The 21,427-nt window shown below is 43.0% G+C and carries 18 protein-coding genes; all 18 read right to left on the bottom strand.

Features of this window, described 5'->3' with window-relative positions:
• Nucleotides 1-9: 9 nt before the first annotated feature.
• The 18 genes from tagD to ACESPQ_RS01510 all read right to left on the bottom strand — a co-directional run bounded on the left by tagD (nt 10) and on the right by ACESPQ_RS01510 (nt 21,148).
• Nucleotides 10-402, bottom strand: a complete 393-nt coding sequence (gene tagD / locus ACESPQ_RS01595; protein ID WP_373143806.1) for a glycerol-3-phosphate cytidylyltransferase — start codon at nt 400-402, stop codon at nt 10-12.
• Between the two features lie 50 nt (nt 403-452).
• Entirely contained in the window at nt 453-1,289 is an 837-nt protein-coding gene (locus ACESPQ_RS01590) for an ABC transporter ATP-binding protein (protein WP_002606036.1), read from the bottom strand.
• A 12-nt stretch (nt 1,290-1,301) separates the two neighbouring features.
• Nucleotides 1,302-2,120 (bottom strand): ABC transporter permease, encoded by an 819-nt coding sequence (locus ACESPQ_RS01585; protein ID WP_002606037.1) that lies wholly within the window; start codon nt 2,118-2,120, stop codon nt 1,302-1,304.
• 377 nt (nt 2,121-2,497) lie between these two features.
• Entirely contained in the window at nt 2,498-4,471 is a 1,974-nt protein-coding gene (locus tag ACESPQ_RS01580) for an MBL fold metallo-hydrolase (protein ID WP_257270730.1), read from the bottom strand.
• A 178-nt stretch (nt 4,472-4,649) separates the two neighbouring features.
• Nucleotides 4,650-5,465: a PIG-L family deacetylase gene (locus ACESPQ_RS01575; RefSeq protein ID WP_373143804.1), complete on the bottom strand. Its 816-nt coding sequence runs from the start codon at nt 5,463-5,465 to the stop codon at nt 4,650-4,652.
• Between the two features lie 88 nt (nt 5,466-5,553).
• Nucleotides 5,554-6,555, bottom strand: coding sequence for an NAD(P)H-dependent glycerol-3-phosphate dehydrogenase (locus ACESPQ_RS01570; RefSeq protein ID WP_008816550.1), 1,002 nt, complete (start codon nt 6,553-6,555; stop codon nt 5,554-5,556).
• 102 nt (nt 6,556-6,657) lie between these two features.
• Complete coding sequence (glgB, locus tag ACESPQ_RS01565; protein WP_002606043.1) at nt 6,658-8,517, bottom strand: 1,4-alpha-glucan branching protein GlgB; 1,860 nt, start codon at nt 8,515-8,517, stop codon at nt 6,658-6,660.
• 402 nt (nt 8,518-8,919) lie between these two features.
• The gene (locus ACESPQ_RS01560) at nt 8,920-10,614 is read right to left on the bottom strand and encodes a phospho-sugar mutase (RefSeq protein ID WP_257345077.1); all 1,695 of its coding nucleotides are present in this window, start codon (nt 10,612-10,614) and stop codon (nt 8,920-8,922) included.
• 688 nt (nt 10,615-11,302) lie between these two features.
• Nucleotides 11,303-11,569, bottom strand: coding sequence for a phosphocarrier protein HPr (locus tag ACESPQ_RS01555; RefSeq protein ID WP_002606045.1), 267 nt, complete (start codon nt 11,567-11,569; stop codon nt 11,303-11,305).
• Between the two features lie 37 nt (nt 11,570-11,606).
• Nucleotides 11,607-12,146: a DUF523 domain-containing protein gene (locus ACESPQ_RS01550; protein ID WP_257379037.1), complete on the bottom strand. Its 540-nt coding sequence runs from the start codon at nt 12,144-12,146 to the stop codon at nt 11,607-11,609.
• A 473-nt stretch (nt 12,147-12,619) separates the two neighbouring features.
• Nucleotides 12,620-13,030: a gamma-glutamylcyclotransferase family protein gene (locus ACESPQ_RS01545; protein ID WP_002606047.1), complete on the bottom strand. Its 411-nt coding sequence runs from the start codon at nt 13,028-13,030 to the stop codon at nt 12,620-12,622.
• A 1-nt stretch (nt 13,031) separates the two neighbouring features.
• Nucleotides 13,032-13,673, bottom strand: coding sequence for a pyroglutamyl-peptidase I (gene pcp, locus ACESPQ_RS01540; protein ID WP_002606048.1), 642 nt, complete (start codon nt 13,671-13,673; stop codon nt 13,032-13,034).
• A 15-nt stretch (nt 13,674-13,688) separates the two neighbouring features.
• Nucleotides 13,689-14,624: a DUF979 domain-containing protein gene (locus tag ACESPQ_RS01535; protein WP_009270651.1), complete on the bottom strand. Its 936-nt coding sequence runs from the start codon at nt 14,622-14,624 to the stop codon at nt 13,689-13,691.
• Nucleotides 14,617-15,294, bottom strand: a complete 678-nt coding sequence (locus ACESPQ_RS01530; RefSeq protein WP_002606050.1) for a DUF969 domain-containing protein — start codon at nt 15,292-15,294, stop codon at nt 14,617-14,619. The genes ACESPQ_RS01535 and ACESPQ_RS01530 overlap by 8 nt, the downstream gene beginning before the upstream one ends.
• A gap of 148 nt (nt 15,295-15,442) precedes the next feature.
• Nucleotides 15,443-16,189, bottom strand: a complete 747-nt coding sequence (gene yaaA / locus ACESPQ_RS01525) for a peroxide stress protein YaaA (RefSeq protein WP_118002178.1) — start codon at nt 16,187-16,189, stop codon at nt 15,443-15,445.
• A gap of 311 nt (nt 16,190-16,500) precedes the next feature.
• Entirely contained in the window at nt 16,501-17,685 is a 1,185-nt protein-coding gene (locus ACESPQ_RS01520) for an AI-2E family transporter (RefSeq protein ID WP_002606052.1), read from the bottom strand.
• Nucleotides 17,686-17,700: 15 nt separating this feature from the next.
• Nucleotides 17,701-19,677, bottom strand: coding sequence for an excinuclease ABC subunit UvrB (gene uvrB / locus ACESPQ_RS01515; protein WP_002606053.1), 1,977 nt, complete (start codon nt 19,675-19,677; stop codon nt 17,701-17,703).
• Nucleotides 19,667-21,148, bottom strand: a complete 1,482-nt coding sequence (locus ACESPQ_RS01510; protein WP_002606054.1) for a S41 family peptidase — start codon at nt 21,146-21,148, stop codon at nt 19,667-19,669. The genes uvrB and ACESPQ_RS01510 overlap by 11 nt, the downstream gene beginning before the upstream one ends.
• Between the last annotated feature and the right edge of the window lie 279 nt (nt 21,149-21,427).

Genomic DNA, 21,427 nt, shown 5'->3' with positions numbered 1-21,427 from the left:
TCCTCCTCACTACTTCTGCTTCAATTCACTCTTGATCATAGTGGAAGATATGCCTTCCGTTCTTGGCAGATAAACAACCTCACAATATTCCTTCAGGAAATCAAATTTCCCTTCCCAGTCATCTCCCATAACAAAAACATCAATATCATATTTCTGTACATCCAGCTTCTTCTGTTCCCAGTTTTCTTCAAGAATAACCTCATCAACGTAGCGAATAGCCTTTACGATTTCCATTCTGTCAACATCTTTGATTTGACAGACCTTGCCCTTTTCACGCAGATTAAAATCGTCACTGCTTACTGCCACAATCAAATAATCTCCTAAAGCCTTAGCCCTTTTCAAAAGATTTAAATGGCCAATATGAAACAAATCAAAAGTACCATATGTAATAACCTTTTTCATGATTTTCTCTCTCCTTTGTAAATTTATTTATATACCCTATAACCTTATTTCTACAGCTTGTGAAACAGCTTGTCAAGTAGAGAGGTTTTTTCATCAATGATCAAACGCTCCTTAAACTTCTCTTCCAGCATTGCTTTTTTCTCTTTATCACTTAATTTGTTTAGTTTGTCTACATAGGCGGCATAGTGATCACAAATTGTATCAATATCACCGGTTTCCACAAGCTTTCCACCTTCAATCCATATACCAGATTTACAGAAATCACGGACCTGTGGCAAGGAATGTGAGATAAATAAAATCGTTTTATCCTCTTCATCCCTCAGTTTCTTCATTCGATTCAAACATTTCTGAGCAAATCCTTTATCACCAACAGATAATGCCTCATCAACAATAAAGATATCCGGATTCAAAGCCAGAGATATAGAAAAGCCAAGACGGGCCTTCATACCACTGGAGTATTTTTTCACCGGCTGATAAAGAAAATCCCCCAGTTCTGCAAATTCAATAACGCCATCTGTTATCTCACGTATCCGCTTCTTCGTAAGTCCAAGTAACGCACCCTTAACATTAATATTTTCCAGTCCAGTCAACTGGTTGTTTAGTCCTGTGTTTATAGAAATCAGTGCCTGTTCCCCATTGATTTCCATTTCTCCGCCATCGATATCGGAAATACCGGAAAGAATAACAGAAAGGGTAGATTTACCGGAGCCATTGGTACCAAGGATACCAACAACGTCACCTTTTGGTATATTCAATGTAATATCCTTTAAAGCAAAAAAACGTTCATTTTCACTTTTCTTACCATCTTTTTTCTTTAGTTTATAAATTTTAGAAACATTTCTCATTTCTACAGCATTGGCACTGCTGTCATATATACTCTTTACCATATACACCTCCTGCTAAATCATATCAATAAACTTACGTTTAAATTTATACATAAGGGCACACCCGATCACAAATAAGATTATAACGACTGCCCAGAAATAAAGGGTCTGAGCCGGATGATCCAAAAATGTTTTATTGTAGAATATAGAATCGCGATATCCATTAACGATATAATATACAGGATTCAGTTTCATAATTTTATTCAAGAGTTCATGATAGGGAACATGATTACCAAAATGACATTCCCAGATAACGGGAGAAAAATACATCAGCATCCGCATCAGTGATGTAATCAGCTTACGAATATCTCGCCAGAGCATAGTTAAAACAGATAAAATCAGCGAAACGGCTTCAACAAATGCAAATGCACATAACGCATAATAAAGCAAACCAAACCAATAGATATTCGGAAAAAATCCATGAATCGCCAGTGTTACAAATGCTATTAGAAGCATACAACCATGGTTAAAAAATTCTTTTGCACAAATGGTAGCCGGCAGAACACTGACTGGGAATTTCATTTTCGTTATTACATTTGTTTTTGAAAAAACAGCACTACAGCCGTTCTGAATACAGGGCTGCACAAACCACCATGCCGCATAGCCTACGACCAGCCATGGAAGATAATCAATCTTACCGATTGGTTGCTTCTGCCATGCGACACCGAATATCAACCAGTATGTAAATACCTGAATTGCCGGGGATGCAAAATTCCAGAATATTCCGAACTTGGAATCGCGCATATCTGCCAGTAATTCATATTTCGCTATACAGAAAATACGGTACAGATTAGAGAAATTTTCATTTAATACATACCTTATACTTTTAAACATAGACCTAACTCCTTTGAATTTCACAAGAAATCATATTGATTATACTACAAATGATATCTATAAACTAGATGTTTTTCATTTTTCTGTTTTTTAACATAATAATTCCATAAAAACGTAGATTATGTGCTTTTCATCCAGTATTCACGATAATCTCTCTTTTATTCTATCCTTATTAAAAACGCTTATAAAGCATACTGCTGTATTCAAAGGTTAATATGAATACACCTGGAAGATAATATCTGAATTTTTCTTACTTCAGGGTATTCGCAAAAAAAAGAATTCAAATCTATTGATAAATACAATAGTATTGAATTCTCCAATCTCTGTAATTAACTACAATCAGGTAAAAACCTAAAACAAAAGCCATTCTTATTTATTTACTGATTCTGGAACCCCCAGCTGTTTATGTACCCAATCCATTTGCCTTTGCTGTAACAGGAATAATACAAGCTTCCATCTGGTCTGGCCAGAGAGCGCTTTATAGTAAAATTCTGATTCTTATATTTCGTCATGCGTCTTACCCATTTATTGGAAGGAGCATTGTAAAGCCAGTATTTCTGCGGGTTTGGTGTATTGAATTTCCTAGTATTGTTGGATCCCCAGCCAAAATAGGTGTCTTTTGTCACATTGTTTTTTAGTGCATAGGAGTTTACATAGCCTATCCATTTTCCATTATAATAAGCTGACCAGTATGATGTTCCTTCATCATTGACATATTCTCTTGTAAGCAATAAAGGCTTATTGTTATAATTTTTCATACTGCCAAGCCATTTCTTTTTGAATGGATCATAGCGGTAATACTTCGAAGCGTTCGGTGAAGAGAAAACCTTAACCCTTCTGGATAGCTGATAAAACCCTTCTGTTTTGCCCGGATACGTAAATTCCTGTGAATAAGCAGCAGTGCTAAACCGCCATCCTTCTTTATATTTATCTGCTGTTCTTACTACAAAACGGTACGCTTTCCCTGGCTTTCCTTTTTTGAATGTATAGGTGGTATCCTGCTGACATGACAGCCAATGCCATGCTTTGGAGTCATCTGTCTGATAATATACACGATATTCTGTTGGACGTGCTACCGGACTCCAGCTTAGCAGCACCTGGTCTTCCTGCACATCAACCTTCAGGTTTTGCGGAGTCTGTGCCTTGTATATTTTTTCCATTGGTTTTGCGGAAGTAGTTAAATGATTTCCATCGCTTTTCACAACAATGGTTCCATTATCTGCTGTTGAATAAATATCTGCATATGAGAGATCACGCCGTGTTCTTTCTGCCGGCAAAGCATTCAGGTTATTGCCTGTCCTTCCATTCGTTGAAGCTACTGCAATACTCGACTTTACCTGTTCGAAGAATTCATAATTCCCGGAAACCTCCGAATCATCTGGTAAATCGCCTAAGTTCAGATAGCCATGATGCGGAAGCTTTAGGTAATCAACCTGTAGAATATTTTTACATTGCAGCAAATCCTTTAGATTATCATCTCTTTTGGCCATCTCCTGAAGCTGTGTTAGCAAAGCAGGAGCACTGGCAATCAGTTTTTTCTGACCTTCCCGCTGCAAATCGCCGGTTAATAAAAATGAAGTATTCTTATAGTCAATTCTTATCACTAATGAGCTATTGTTTATTGCATCAATACTGGTACCTTCCGCTGGATCGGCAGATGTCAGAAACAATACACGCGCCTGCTCATCACCTTCTCCCAGCATAAAGTAATCTCCTGCACGAGGTTCGCCGAAGCTCATAAATGGATCAACAAGTCCATCATCCTCGCGTGCAAGCTGAGCATCCATTAATTCAGACTGGTATGCTTCATAATAGGAATCTGTTTCAAATGGAGCACCCCAAAACATTCTTGTATTTACGCCAAAATAGCGATTCATAACAGGAATGAACCCACCGATATGGTCGTAATGTGGATGTGTTGCAATCATGACATCCAGCCCAGATTTGCCTTTATCCGCAGATCCTTCCTGCGTATTCACGGTTTGAATCCCCTGTGACTCCAGATATTTTGTGACAGTGTTATCCGGATTTTCAGCAATCAGCTGCTTCACATTATTCCGGAACGCATCCGACTGCTCTTTGCTAACCTTATTGTTTCCCATAAGGTAACTGCTTAACGGATTTTTGAAGCTGTTCCCTTTTTCTTCTGCTTCCGTAGAATAACCGGCATCAACCAGCATTGTCTGTCCCCCGCACCGGATCAACGTTGCATCTGCATTCCCTACGCTGATCGTATGTATTTCAAATCCAGTATTTTCTGCCGCCTGAATAACGTTTTTCTGAAATGGTGAAGCTATATTCATACCCAGCGCCAGAAATAACACCAGAATGCTGATACCAATCTTTCTCATTTAAATCCCCTTTCATACATACATAGCTATTATAGCGCAATCCTATCCATAATATCAACTTTATATAAAACTTTCTTTAATATTCATTTTTCGCTAACTATATTTACTATTTATACAAAAAGTCAGAACCTATGTATATACGCTTTTGTTCTGACTCTAATTTAATTTCTGAACTGCATCAAAAGCCAAAATACCAATCCTTGTATCGGATAAATTTTTCATATGGCACCATATGATCAAAAATTCTGTGTGCATATCCCTGCGAGAGATAAACCTCACTCATTAAATTTTCCTTTGCCTGCGCATCCTGCAAATCTAAGGCACCCGGTATCGTATGATTCAGCAGGTAATTTGTTTTATAAAATTTTCCGAAGTATTCCAGCTTACCCGTAAGTCCCAGCTTTACACATTCATTGGTTACAATCATACTTGTGAATTTATGTTGAATATGACCGTATTCACCATCCGGATTATGTGTGACAATCGAATCCCACTTTTTATAATTAAGAACATAATCAATATCATTACGTATTGGATCCTTAACTTTTTTCCAGTTGTTTTTCACGTGCTTTGGATTATCGGGATAGTTAAGAATAATACCATAATTTCCAGTCAGTTCCATTGCCTTTTCAAATTCCTTTTTCCTGATTTTGTTATTCCCATTTGTCAGACAAATTATCAGATATCTGTCTTTCATTATATGATCTCCGGCCCATAGTGTTTCATCATCCGGATGCGCTATAATCATAACATTCTTTATCTGTTTCACCAGCTGACGATCAATTTTGAATGACGCAGGATTCAATTTTTTTGTAACATTTTTGATGCTTACTGTATTACTGCCTTTATAGGCGATTTCTTTCACATTCTCTTTACCCTGTATATATTGTTCCGTAATTCGATAGGTTGCTGTATTCGTAATCGCAAGAAGCAGAATCATGACAGCAGCTATCCGCAAATGGTACTTTCGTTTGTTTCGTTTCCTCATCATCATCACCTGGTCTCATTCTAACATAAAAAAAAGTCTACACTTCTTAATATATCTTAAGTTATGTAGACTTATACTTAATAACTATTAATTTTTAAAAATTTATCTCAGACTTCAAATCACGAAGCATTAGATCCCTTGCGGAATCCTCGGGATTTTTATCCTCAAACAGCACCTGATATATTTCATTGACAATCGGCATATCGATACCCAGACGCTTTGCATTTTCATGCACCGCCTTCGCTGTTCTGACACCCTCCACGGTTTTCGTATTATTATCCCAGAAATACTTTGCACTGTTATGCTTGCCGATATCATACCCTGCCTGAAAATTTCTGGAATGCTTACTTGTACAGGTCACAATCAAATCTCCGATACCTGTCAGCCCCATGAAGGTTTCCTTTTTACCGCCCAAGGCAACACCGTACCGCGTCATTTCCATCAGACCGCGGGTAATCAAAGCTGCCCGTGTATTATCACCATATCCAAGACCATACAAGACACCACTTGCCAGTGCAATGGCATTTTTCACTGCAACCCCGATTTCACTTCCTATTTCATCTGTACCGGTATAAATACGCAGATAATCATTGGAAAAGAGCTTTTGAATTTTCTGTGCATCGGCTTCCTTCTGCGATACCGCACAGATCGTTGTCAGCATACGGATGACAACCTCCTCCGCATGACTTGGACCAATCAGTGAAACCACGCTGCTGAGATGCTCAGCACTTATATTTCTGCGAATGACATCCGACATTCGATCAAAGGTCTCCGGATGAAATCCTTTGGATGTATTAACAACAACAACCTTATGATCCAGCAAAGCATCAATTTCTTTACAAACGCTTTCCACAGCAATCGTCGGTATACTTAAAACGATCACATCCGCATCCTTTACAACCTGGATATCAGTCGTTGCCTTAAGCGCCGGATTCAACTCCACTCCAGCAAAATATTTTGCATTCTGATGATTTTCATTGATATCCCGTATTTCGCTCTCGCAATTTCCATATATCATCACATCTTCATTATTATCACAAAGAACCTGGGCCAATCCGGTGCCCCAGCTTCCGCTGCCTACTACAACTGCTTTCACTTTATTCCCTGCCTTTCGTAAGGTCAATGCTTACCTGATAATCATTATACACATTTCCCCGCATACCGACAACTCTTTTTCCTTGACTGCCGCTGCAAACATTTATTTTACGGCTTTTTTGACAGGTTTCTTACGCTTTTTCAATTCCAGCAGCACACCGCCGAACGCAGGCACATCCACCTCGATGGTATACGGCAGCTTGTTACATTCCTTTTCAACAGCCTTCATTTTTCCAAGCTCCGTGATCTCTCCGCCCCAGATATCCTGTTCCGTATTCAGTAGCTCATGATACACACCCTTTTCCGGAACACCGAACGCATGCTTCTTATAGGCATTTGGAGAGAAATTCAGAATGACGATGTAATAGCTGTTTTCATTTTTACGAAGGTAGCTGAACATATTTTCATCCGCATTGTCCGCATCAATCCACTGAAAGGAGGTCCAGTCATATTCTGTTTCATACAATGCCGGTGTCTTACTATACAGCTCGCCAAGCTTCGCAAAATACCTGTGAAATGCATCATGCATCGGATATTTTAACAAATCCCAGTCGCACTGCTTTTCTTCATCCCATTCACGGAAATGCGCCAGTTCATTTCCCATAAAATTGAGCTTCTTGCCCGGATGTGTAAACATGTATAAATACAGGGTCCGCAGCTGGGCGAACTTTTCCTCATAGCTTCCCCATATCTTATCGACGATGGTTTTCTTTCCATGTACAACCTCATCATGGGAAAACTCCATAATAAAGCGTTCGGAATAGAAATAAGCCATGGAGAAGGTGATATTATTGTGATGCCATTTTCGATAGATCGGATCCTTTTCCAGATACTTCAAGGTATCATTCATCCATCCCAGATCCCATTTATAATCAAAGCCCAGTCCGCCATCCTGCGTTGCCTTGGTCACATTTGCAAAATCACTGGAATCCTCCGCAATCAGCATGACACCTTTATATGCCTCAGACAAATGATAATTCATCCGCTTAATGAAATGCAGGGCACCTTCATTTTCTCCCAGGTCCTTGTTTCCATGCCAGTGTATGATATTGCTGATGGCATCCATTCTCAGACCATCCACGTGATACTTATCAATCCAGAAGGCAGCCGCCGACATCAGGAAGCTGCGCACCTCTTCTCTCCAGAGATTGAAGTTCGCCGTTCCCCATTGAGAATCCGCATCGCATGCCTTCTCATATTCATACAGCGGTGTCCCGTCAAAATATGACAGGGAGAAATCATCACGCACGAAATGAACAGGCACGAAATCCATAATGATTCCGATATTGGCACGGTGACATGCATTGATCAGATACATCAGCTCCTGTGCACTTCCATAGCGACTTGTTGCGCTGAAATACCCGCTGCACTGATAGCCCCAGGAACCGTCAAACGGATACTCATTCAGCGGCATCAGTTCAATATGTGTAAAATTGTTTTCTTTCACATACGCAATCAATTCCTTCGCAATATCCTTATAATTCACCCACTCCTGATCTTCATCCTTTTTCCAGGAGCCCAGATGCATTTCATAAATATTCACCGGTTTATCAAAATTTTTCGTACGCTGCGCAAGCCATTTCTCATCGCTCCATTTCTTATAATCCAGATTTGTAACGATGCTGGCCGTATTGGGACGCAGCTCGGAATAAAATGCATACGGGTCCATCTTATCGACAATACGTCCGGTAGCCTGTGTCACCCGATACTTATACATATCGCCTTCTTTGGCTTCTGCCACAAACAGTGACCAGATTCCCTTATCATCCTTGCGGCGCATCTGGTGTCCCTTGCAGCTCCAGTCATCAAAAGAGCCGATGACCTGAATGCCTTGCGCATGCGGTGCATACACCGTGAAGCGAACTCCTTTTTTCCCCCGTTCTTCACACAGGTGTGCGCCGAACAGCTCGTAAGCATCCAATGCACAGCCCTTATAATAACGATCCATAATTTTATTTTTCATGAGTAGCCCTCCAGTCTGTAACTACTTATATTTTACTCTATTTCAACACGAAAACCTATAGGTTTTCCTCTCTTTTTCATAAATTTGTAATGGGTTACATTACTTTTTTACCTATTTGTATACTATTTGCGAATAGCCTGATTCAAATAGTATACAGGCTTTGAAGCTCAAAGTTTTTCTATGCGGAAGCTTGACAGGAACAGATGAATGCGATATGCTGTATACGAAGATAGTTAGTTTAAACTAACAAACAAGGAGGGATAACCATGCTGCTGTCTTTACTAGCATTGACCATACTGACAATCGCATTGCTGAGCACCCGAAACTATCTGCTGCACAGCTATCGCTGACATTCATATAAAACAGTAAGTGGTGAGTTCATGATCGAACTCACCACTTTTTTTATTTGATCATTTCTGCCATCGCATTCTGGAATGCCAGAGTTTTCTCATGAGCATTGTCCAGTGATGTTCCCTTGATACAGTAATAGAACTTGCATTTCGGCTCAGTGCCACTTGGACGAATCGCAATCCAGCTGCCATCCTCCAGATAGTATTTCAGAACATCGGATTTTGTAAATCCGCAAAGCTCCTCTTCTTTTCCGTTTTCAATGATCTTGCTTTCCTTATAGTCTTCGAAGCGGATAACCTTCACATCGTTAATTGTTTCCACTGAAGTCTTACGCAGGGTCGCCAGAATTTCCTGAATACGCTGTGCGCCTGCCTGCCCCTCCAGCTTTAGCGATGTCTGGCTTTCCTCATAGAAGCCCAGCTCCGCATACAAATCATACAGAACATCCACCAGAGTCTTGCCCTTTGCCTTGTAGTAGCATGCCGCCTCTGCCAGCATCAGACATGCCTGCGGAGCATCCTTGTCACGCACGAACGGCTTGATCAAAGAGCCATAGCTTTCCTCATATCCGAATACATACTGTTTCTCATTCGTAATTTCGTATTTTGCCACCTTTTCACCGATAAACTTAAATCCGGTCAGTGTCTTTTCTGTAGCAACTCCGTATTTTGTGGCGATTTTTTCTCCCAGATCACTGGTCACCACAGTATTGAACATCACCGGGTTGTTCGGCATGCGATCCTTCGCCTGCAGCTGTGAGAAGATGTATTCAATCAATACAGCACCACTCTGATTACCGGTAAGTAGCTTGTATTCCCCGTCATGCTTTACACCAACACCCATACGGTCGGCATCCGGATCACAGACAAGAATAATATCTGCATCCTCTCGCTTCGCATATTCAATCGCAAGCTCGTAGCTTCCTGCCTCCTCCGGATTCGGTGTCGGTGTATTGGAGAAATCAGGATCCGGAGAACACTGTTCTTCCACAGCGACAAAGTGATAGCCTGCACGTGTATACACTTCCTTCACAGGAATGTTCGCAGTTCCATGCTCCGGCGTAAAGATTATTTTCACATCATCCTTATTGATATCCGGATTCAACTGAATGCTGAGTACATTTTTATAATACTCTTCATCCACATCCTTACCAATCACGGTAATCAGCTTTTCCTGTTCAGCGGAAGGCTCTGCCTTGATGGCAAGCTCATCCTCAACTGCATTTACTCGGTCGATAACCTGCTGTGCCAGTGCAGGCACCAGCTGACATCCTTTTTCATCATACAGCTTATATCCGTTGTATTCCTTCGGATTATGAGAAGCGGTAACCATGATACCTCCAAAGCAGTTAAAATGACGAACAGCGAAGCTCAGCTCCGGTGTCGGGCGAAGACTTTCAAACACATACGATGCAATGTTGTAGGTCGCAAGCACCTTAGCGGAATCCATAGCGAATTCCTTTGACATATGACGGTTATCATAGCCAATGGCTACCCCCCGCTTCATCGCATCTTCCCCGTTTGCGCAGATATATTCTGCAAAGCCGACATTCGCCTTGCGGATCGTATGCAGGTTAATACGGTTTGTACCAGGTCCCAACAGACCTCTCATCCCCGCTGTACCAAATTCGATGGTTGTATAAAACGCATCGTTGATCTGACCCTCATCCATCTGTTCCAGCACTTCTTTATAAGAAGGATCCAGATTCGGATGGTTCAGCCATTTTTCATAAATATCTTTCACCATAAACTATCTTCCTTTCTGTTGATTGCTGGTTTTATTATACCATAATCTCATGGTTTTTTCTGTAAAAGTTTAGCGAATGTAAGCGATTACCACATTTTAAAGAGTTAAATTAAAAATTTTGCCATTCTGTACACGAATTGCATCTGATTTTTATCTGAATTTCATACAAAATAAGGAATGAAACGACTATTCGACTACTGTTTTCCTGCAAGTATCGTCTTTACATACTTGAAAAAGCCCGTTTTCGATTTATACCCTCTGTGGAAAGTTTTCATTGTACAGATGGATTTCATATGAAACAGCGCATAACATGCACATCTTCCTTTCAACGGCGTGCTGACAGGAATATACGGATATGTCTCTGTCTCCGGCTATCATAGTTGAAGTCGAACCCCTCAGATGCTTCATATCACCTATTCTGTAAAATACAGGTATTTCCACACCGCCTATGGATACGGCTTAAGCACATTCGAATCTCTGGCAGAGACTGCGTCCTCATCGATAATAAGGATACAGGTAAGATACATGCGGTAAAATATACCGGCATTTCACCTGAAATGATATTCCTGCATACGCACAACAGCCGTATATTGTTTTTTTAAGTGAAACCTCCATCCAATACTCATATACAAAAAAAGCTCCGTCCACAGTCTATCAGCAGGACTGTGCTCGGAGCCTTTCTCTTTTATTAACCGATGATTTTCTGAGCGCGCAATACTTCTTCGATTGCAGCGATTGCAGCATCTTCGTCATCACCATTGCAGGAAATAGTAATTTCAGACTGCGTAGGGATTCCCAGTGACATTACACCCATGATGGATTTCATGTTTACTTCACGGCCCTTGAAAGACACGTTAACTTCACATTTGAATTTGCTTGCAGCGTTCACAGCAACAGTTGCCGGACGTGCGTGTAATCCAACTGGGTCAATAACAGATACAGTGATTTGTTTCATTTTATATTCCTCCTATTAAACAACTTTTTTACATATCCTATTTTAAACCATTTTGATACCACTTACAATCTTTAATTCGTTTTTTTTCGAGAAAAATTGCTTTTCCCATGGGTTTTCCATGCATTTCTAAGCCTTTTGTAGAAAGCGGCTTCACTTCTTCCAAAAATTCCCCGCAGGTCATTACCGGGATTCCCTCATCCAGCAGCAAACGTGCAAACATTCCATCGCCCTCTACCAACCGGTTTTGAAAGCTTCCATCATAAATGATTCCCTTTCCACAGCTTGGACTACGCGGCTGTAAAATGACCAGATCCGGCTGAAACTCATGTATCTGCGCCAGTGCCAGCGCTGCTCCCTTTTTAAACTGCGCAGTTACATCCTTACCTTCTGTATTCATGATGTACTCCCCCGATATCTCCGCACAAGCTCTTGGAGTAGGAAGACCACCCAGCACCTCGGGACACACCTGCAGCACCTCATGCTCCTTCAGATAATCGATCAATTCCGAGGAAGCATTATTTCCGCCATTATATTTACAATTTACTCCCAGCAAGCAGCTGCTTACAGCATATTTCATTCCTTACCCCTCCTGTTTATTCAATGTATTTAAATAATGAATGTAGCCTTTTCTTATTTTCTATAAAGAAAACAGCACACCTACATCTCTATACATTCTATCATAAACCATCCAGTGACACATACAAATGTTTGTGTATCACATAAAATTCAATCCTCTCAATATCGATTCGCTTTCGCATATCATCATGAAACAAACTATAAAACCATAATTGGCAGCTTCCTTTCACATTCTATCATCATTCCCACGCATATCCGGATAGGAACCATATGTTTAAACTCCCTCTTTTCTCCCACGCTTTGAGCGCAGGCGCAGGCATTGCCTAACAGTTGTTTCAATTTACTGATTTCATCACAAACTGGATTTTATTTCACACATCCCTATCGACGATTTTAAGCGCATCTGTATATTCACCCAGACGAGCTTGTAACACAAAAAAGCCGCCTGCACAGATTACAGTACGGCTTCCTGTATTAGTTTGCTTTTGCCTTGCAATAGGCTGTAAAATCATGCTCCTGTATAATTTCATCCAAAAGCTCGCGGTTCCCCGGCCTCTCCACATGATACCAGTAGACAGGCAATATATCCAGCTGTGTGCCCTGTTCGTCCAGTATCTGCGTGTTTATTTTCTCATATTCATTTTCCGAACTACCAGGCACATATTCCTCCAGTGCATCAACCGCACGGGCTGCCGCTTCATCCACCTCATAGATTTCTCCAAGAATTCTGGAATTCCCCGGAAGCAGTGCCGGGTATGAGCGTTCCTTTAGGGAATACAGTTCCCCAATGACATAGCCATAGCCTAAAAACCGACTCTTCCCCTTCAAATAAAGCTCATAATTATACAATCCCATTCGCAGGGATCCATAAACGAACAGCTTCATTCTAACAGATGGTGCCTCCTGTCGTTTTGACATCCGCTTCATTATGAATCATTGCGGAAATAGCACAGGTTAACCCCTTAACGATAACCTCCAGCGCCATGCTCGGCTGTCCCGGCTTGTCCACCACCTGCTGTGGAAGATACGGAATATGGATAAATCCGCTTTTCTTGCCGGCAAATTCCTTTTCAATCATATAGCGCACACCATAAAGCACATGGTTGCATACAAAGGTTCCCGCACTGTTTGATATAGAGGCAGGTATCTTGTTTTTGCGTATCTCATTCACCATTGCCTTGATTGGCAGGTTGGAGAAATAGGCAGCATCACCATCCGCAAACACAGGCTCATCAATGGGCTGATTGCCTTCATTGTCCGTGATACGGCAGTCATCGATATTGATACCGACACGCTCCACGGTAAGATCACTGCGGCCACCTGCCTGTCCGATCGATAGAATCATATCCGGATCATGCTTCTGAATAGCTTCACGAATCACCTGCAAAGACTTATGAACGACAGTAGGTATTTCCAACTTGATAATCTCTGCGCCCTCTATCGTAGCTGGCAGCAGCTTCACTGACTCAATAGCGGGATTTATCGGTTCTCCGCCAAACGGATCAAATCCGGTCACTAATATTTTCATAAACAGCTTCCTTTCCTAGAACGCCAGCAACAGCATCAGTACGATGTGTACGACGATCATTGCGAATGCCATCGGTGCCTGTGCCCGAATGACAGTCCATTTATTTCTTGTTTCCAAAACAGCCGTTGGCACAATATTGAAATTGGCAGCCATCGGTGTTAATAAGGTACCACAAAATCCGCAGGTCATACCAAGTGCTCCGACAACAACCGGATTTCCGCCCTGTGCAATGACAAAGGGAATACCGATTCCCAGAGTAATGACAGAGAATGCCGCAAATGCATTTCCCATAATCATCGTGAATATTACCATGCCAAGGCAGTAGATAATGACTCCGATCAGAATATTGCCGCTTGGTACGACACTGGATATCATTGTGGAAATCACATCACCGACACCGGCTTCGGTAAACAGGGTACCCAAAGCTCCCAAAAGCTGTGGCAAAAGACAGGATGCACCGACCTGCATCAGCTGCTTGGTTGTATTTTCACGCGTTTCATTTACCTTTGGACGGCAGATGATAACCGCCAGAACAAAGGATACCAGACAGGCGATTCCAACCATAACGGCACCATCCAGCGCAGCGCCGTCGATTCTGACAAACGACATCACCAGCGCCATCAGACCAACTGTCACGGCCGGAAGGAATATCCAGCTTTTGATCCGTCTGCTTTCTTTTTCCTTTTCCTCAACACTGACATCCCGGAAGGTACCGATACGTACCTGCCCGCTAACCGTTAAAATCCCCATAACCACAAGGATTCCTCCGGTAATCGTACTCGGAATCCATTTTCCAAGGATGAAGATCACACCGACAAGCACCCAGAACAGCGCTGTCCCGTATTTTGCCTTATCATTCTTCCGGAATGCCCGCCAGCCGGCATCCAGACAAACCAGTCCGCATAATGCATAAAATATTTCCGGAGCGATATTAGTCAGAAAATCAGTCATGACGAGCACCTGCCTTTTTTACCTTACGGTCAAACAGGAAAACCTGCAGGAATGTAAATACCACGGTAATAACCATAACCGGAATACTGGCCATCGCAATACTTGGCAGTGTAACCTCCTTGTACATGGAAAGTGTTCCCTGAATCAGCACAACACCGCTTGCCGCCGCAAAGCAGTTCTGTGCAAAGAAGTTACCGAAGTTTTCCACAGCTGCCGCATGTCCCTTCAGCTCCTCCACCTCATTTTCACTCAGGTCACTCTGCTTACTCACCTTTGCCGCAGCCTCTGACATTGGCAGAATCAGCGGACGGACAAACTGAACATGTCCTCCGATACGCACATTGAATGCACTGGCAGCAGTACGAACAAGCATATAGATTGCCAGCACCTTTCCTGCGGATGCATTCTTTATTTTTCCTATCAGATATGCCGCACGTTCCTTCAGCCCGTAACGCTCAATAATCGCGATTACCGGGAAGATAATCAGGAAGATCGACATCAGACGATTGCTAACAAAAGACTCTCCCAGAATGGAAAGAATATGTGGAATATCCATTCCTGCAACAATTCCTGTCACCAGACCAGCCAGCAGAACAGTTGCGAGTACATCGAACTTCAGTGCGAAGCCGAGAACGATGATTACGATTCCAATCAATTTCAAGTATTCCATAATAAACTCCTCTCTATCATGGGGATTTTATCATTAACGGTAAAAAGTCGCAATCATTTTCTTACAAAATTTTATGAATTATTTTCACATTTTACCTGAAAAAGAGCTTCAGGCTTCCATTTTTTATTGAAATAAGCCAGCATTTACCTTATTTTCGTTTCACAAACACAAGCTCCTGTGCCTTGGATAATTCCTTATGATATGCATAGCCGTCCGCGTGAAAAGCGATAAGCTCCTCTGCGGTGGATATACGCTGTGTGATGATCCAGTTAACCATTGCGCCTCTTGCCATCTTCACCTGCGTGGATTCTGTTTTCAGTCTGCCCGCCTTCTCTATAAGAAATGTCACTGTATAGGTAGATTCTTCGCACAGATAAGGGTACACCGCTTTGGCGTATTCCTTACTGGCAAGATTGATGATACAGGGCTTTTCGCCTTCCTCCTGCAAGAGGAAATGCGCAAGACGATCCCCCCAGTACGCATACAGGTCCCTGCATTCACCAATCGGCAAACGTGTCTGCATTTCCAGACGATAGGGCTGGATGGCGTCCATGGGACGCAGGACACCATACATACCGGACAGTATTCGTATACAGTCCTGTGCATAGGCGGCATCCTCCTGTGAAAAATTCTTCACCCCCATATGCTTGAACTGCAGTCCGTTATATGTATACAGCGCGGGTGAGCCTGCAAGAGAAAACGTCATGTTTTGATACCGCTGTACATTCTCCACAGCTATTTTCTCATTTATTTTCATCAGGGTACGCAGCTCATCAGCGGGGAGCTGCTTCAGCCTTTCACATATAACTTCACTGTCGTTGATGAAGTGTGGAAGCTGCAGCGGCTCTCTGTTCACCGGCTTCATCTGCTTGGTTGGTGATAACATTATTTTCATACTATCTTCCTCATTTCTCCTGTCTATTATAGCAGAGAGAGCTGCTTTGCGGCATTGATTTGCATGTTCATATCCGATTTCATTCCTAATGATTTTATAGCCGCTCTTTGAAGAATGATATCCCTGAAAGAAGAATCAAAAGCATACAGCTACCGAAAGGTTTCTTTACCATACAATATGAAGTTGATAAAGCCGTAAAAACCGAAAAAAAGAAATAAAGTTCCTGCATGCGAAGGAAATCTATTTCTTCATGGTTTATTATGTACACCGGTATTTCAAAGTATGTTAGAATCAGCTTTACAGCACCGCTTCTAGATCATGTCCTCGCTTTGTTCTGGCAGGTCCTCACTCACCGGTAGTTCCACGCTGCTGTTTTCCCTTTTCAAGCGTACTCTGCGATTCATTTCCTCACGCAGCAGAGAATAGATAACAGAGAAGGTTGGCAGTCCCAGCAGCATACCCGCAAAGCCAAACAAGCCGCCGCCAACTGTGATCGCAAACAATACCCAAAGGCCGGAAAGCCCCACACTTGTTCCAACGACACGCGGATAGATCAGATTGGATTCAAACTGCTGCAGACAGATGCCGAATATGACAAAGAACACCCCTTGCAGAGGATTGACGAATGCGACCAGCAGGGCACACAGAACAACACCGAAGATCGCTCCGAAAATCGGTATGATGTTGGTACAGCCGATAATCACACCCAGGATCGGTGCATATGGGAAGCCTAACACCAGGCAGCCGATATAGCACAAAACACCGATAATCACCGCTTCCACCAGCTGCCCGGTGATAAAGGCGGAAAAGGTTGTGTTGGTAAGATGAGCGACCCGCAGCACAAACGCATTCGCTCTGTTGGATGTAAAGGCATAGAGAAAGCGATGAGACTGTTCCAGCAGCTTATCCTTAGATACCGTCAGATAAACCGCAATAACCAGTGCCATAAATACATTGGCCAGACTGCTCGCAAAGCCGCTTGCCATGGTAAGCAGATGCGGTATTCCGTTTTTCAGAAGACTCACCAGAGTGTCCTGCAGCTGTGCGGAATAGGTGTCCACCTGCTTGAGAACATCCTGTGGTATCTGCTGTTTCTCGATCATACTGGTAATCGTTTTCTGTGCATCCTCAATATATCCCGGCAGTGAATTCGCCAGTGAGGCAATGCTTTCAATCACCTGCGGCATCACAATGCGTACAATAAAAGCGAGAATACCGAAAATAATTAACATGGAGCATACAGCGGCGAGCGCCTTTTTCCACCTTCCCAGATTGTCCGGAAGCTTTTTCAGGAAAAATTTCATAGGGATGTTGAAAACAAACGCCATCATGATGCCATAGATAAACGGACGCAGCATACCGATGATCATAGACACCGTATCAAACACCTCATTCAGATGCAGCATGATCCAGATTAACGCTATCGTATAGGTAATCAGAAACAATACGTGCTTCAGCGTCAGCCGGTTGATTTTCTTATTTTTTTCAGTGAACATAGAAGACCCCTTTCTTTATGAGTTCCTCAGCTCAAGCAGGATATCGCGAAGCTCTGCCGCACGTTCGAAGTCCAGCACCTTTGCGGCCTCCCGCATTTCCTTTTCCAGATTTGCCAGCAGCTTTTCCTTATCCTTCTTGCTGACCTTGGCTTTCTTCCCAATATATTTCGCCGTCATTTCCTGGGTTTCCTTACTGCGGACAACCTCATGGATCGGCTTGATGATCGTTTTTGGCGTAATGCCGTGCTTCTCATTATAGGCAATCTGTATTTCACGGCGACGTGCGGTTTCATCCAGCGCCTTCTGCATGGAATCCGTTATTTTATCCGCATACATAATGACCTGTCCATGGGCATTACGGGCAGCGCGACCGATAATCTGAATCAAAGAGCGCTCACTTCGCAGGAAGCCCTCTTTATCGGCATCCAGAATGGTAATCAGAGAAACCTCCGGTATGTCCAGACCTTCACGAAGCAGGTTGATACCGATCAGCACATCGTATTTTCCTTTCCGCAGGTCCCGTATGATTTCCGTTCGTTCAATCGTTTTAACCTCATGATGCAGCCACGCCACCTTGAAATCCATTCCCTTCAGATAGCTGGTCAGATCTTCCGCCATGCGAACGGTCAGCGTTGTAATCAGAGTACGTTCATTCTTTTCAATGCGCGTACGGATTTCATCCACAAGATCGTCGATTTGTCCCTGCGTCGGACGTACGGTTACCACCGGATCCAGAAGACCTGTCGGACGAATGATCTGTTCTATGATTTCACCCTTTGTCTGTTCCAGCTCATAGTTACCCGGTGTTGCGGAGACAAAGATTGCCTGATTGATCATTTTCTCAAATTCTTCAAAACGCATCGGACGGTTATCAAGTGCGGAAGGAAGACGGAAGCCATAGTTTACCAGTGTTTCCTTACGGGCACGGTCCCCATTGTACATGCCGCGAATCTGCGGCAGGGATACATGGGATTCATCCACTACGAGCAGAAAATCGTCAGGGAAATAATCAAATAAGGTATACGGGCGTTCTCCCGGCTTACGACCATCAATATGACGCGAATAGTTTTCAATACCCGGGCAGACACCGAATTCACGCAGAGCTTCTATATCATAACGCGCACGCTGTTCCAGCCGCTGCTTCTCCAGCAGCTTGCCCTCATTTTCCAGCACCTGCAGACGGTCAGCCAGCTCCTCTTCGATCGTATTCGCTGCCCGATTGATAATTTCCTGCTTTGTCGCATAACCGCTGGCCGGATAAACCACATAAACGGTATAGGCATTCAGAACCTTGCCGGTTAGGGGATCCACTTCACAGATTCGTTCGATTTCATCATCAAACATTTCGATTCGCAGGATAAAGGAGTCCGTATGTCCCGGTGCAACCTCAATTACATCTCCGCGGACACGAAAGGTTCCCCTCAGCAAATCCATGTCATTTCTCGTATACTGTCTTGCGACCAGCTTTCCCATCAGCTCCTTGCGATCAATGATATCACCCACACGGATTGAGAAAAACATCTCCCGATACTGTTCCGGATTGCTGGCACCGTAAATACATGCGACTGAAGCTATGATAATCGTATCCCTTCGTTCCAGAATGGAGTTGACAGCTGCCATTCGCAGCATATCCAACTCCATGTTGGTTGTCGCATTCTTGTCAATATAGGTGTCGGAGCTTGGAATATAGGCCTCCGGCTGATAATAATCAAAGTTGGATACAAAGTATTCCACCCGGTTGTTCGGAAAAAATTCCTTAAATTCAGAATAGAGCTGTCCTGCCAGTGTCTTGTTATGTGCGAATACCAGTGTGGGTTTATTGACCTTCGCAATCACATTGGATATGGTGAAGGTCTTACCGGTACCGGTCGCCCCCAGCAGAACCTGCTGTTTCTTTCCTTTTTGAATGCCGTCCACCAGCTCCTGAATTGCCTTTGGCTGATCTCCCTGCGGCTGATAATCCGATACAAGATCAAATAATTTAGTTTCCATTTGTCAGTTCCACCGCTTTCTTCATCTGCGTATCCAGAACTGCCTCCTCACTATGCCATTTTAACGCACAGCTGGAAAGCAGAGAGGTCAGGGTATCCGCATCAATGTTTCCAGTGACCTTCATTCCCTTATCCTTCTGATACTGCTTCAGGGCTTCACCGGACGCATAAGAGAAATATTCATCCGTCCGATCCACTGCATAACCGAGGAATTTCAGATAAATCTGTGCACTTTTCGCTGCTGCGGAAACCGTGTCCGGCTTGTATACTTCCTTTTTCAGAACCGGTGCACTCGTATAGAACGCTTCATCCAGCTTTACCTGAACATCCGGTGTAATGCCCTTCCCGTTTATTTTTTCCCCCTTTGGCGTAATCCATTCCGCTGTTGTGTATTTAAACATGGTTCCGTCCTTAAAGGTGAGCGGCACCTGCACCGTTCCCTTGCCATATGTTTTTTCTCCGACAACGGTTGCGCCCAGATGTTCGCGCAGTGCTGCAGTCAGCACTTCTGCCGCACTGGCAGTATCCCCGTTGACAAGTACAACAATTTTCTTATATTTGTATTGCTCATAACCGCTGATGGTTTTGTAATCCTCCTTCGTGCCGTCCTTTGTTTCCTCACGGAAGATAACGGTATTGTCCGGAAGCAGATAGCTGGCAATTTCCTGTGCGGATTTCAAATAACCGCCGGTATTGTCCCGCAAATCCAGAATCAGGTTCTCACAGCCATCCTTCTTCAGACTTTCCAAATGACTTTTAACCTCTTCCCCGCTTGTTTCCGCAAAGGTGTCAAGCTCCAGTATTCCGGTTTTCCCGTTGACACTGCTGTATACGGAATCCTGCACAGTTGCTTTCTTCACCTTGATTTTCTTATGCCTGTTTTCCCGTATGATTTCCAATGTGATTTCATCACTCTTGGAATTGGTGATCAGCGCTTTAACATCGCTTGTTGTCATATTCCTGCATACAGTTCCATCAATGGCATAAATCTGATCTCCCATCAGAAAGCCTGCTCCCTCTGCCGGTGAATTTTTCAGCACCTCATCAATGATAAACGTCGAATCATCCACGCCGTAAAACTGAATGCCGATACCGACAAAGCTTCCTTCCATGGAGCCCGTAAAGCTTTCTGTCTGTTCATTATCCAGATAGCTGGTATGTATATCGCCGCCGGCATCCACCAACCCGCTGATCGCACCGTCAATCAGCTTCTGATTCAGATTTTTCTGATTCTTTCCGAAGTAGAATTTGTCACTCATGATGGAATAGATTTCCTCCAGCTTCTGAAATTCATCTCTGGAGGCTGCCGCAGTCTGATGCAGCGTGGAGTTTAAAAAGAAGCCTCCGAAAAAGCATACGATACATGTGGCAACAATGCACATTCGTCTCTGTCTGCGTTTTTTCTCTGCCTGTATTTCATCCGGCCATTTATGTCTGACCAGTTTATATCTCACAACTTTTTTCTCTGCCATACAAAACACCTCATTGTCCTTTACAGATTTACGTTTATAATCATATCACATTTTATGAACGATGATAACTATTTCGATGAAAGAACATGACAGTTCGTGAAATCTCATTCGCTCATTTTCATAAAGGCGCTCATTTTCATAGACTTTCCTTCAAAGTGAAAACAAGGAAAAGGACTGCCTGAGCAGTACATCCTTCCCGGATTTACATAGAACGCTCCCTTTGGAAAGCTCTGTGTAATCACGGAATGCACACCCGGCAGTCCTTTTTTACGATTATTC

Origin of the sequence: Clostridium sp. HGF2 (assembly GCF_964240115.1) — a bacterium.
GTDB classification, from domain to species: domain Bacteria; phylum Bacillota_I; class Bacilli_A; order Erysipelotrichales; family Erysipelotrichaceae; genus Clostridium_AQ; species Clostridium_AQ innocuum.
The sequence above is the reverse complement of the archived record's forward strand: the minus strand, read 5'-3'. Positions and strand labels throughout refer to the sequence as shown.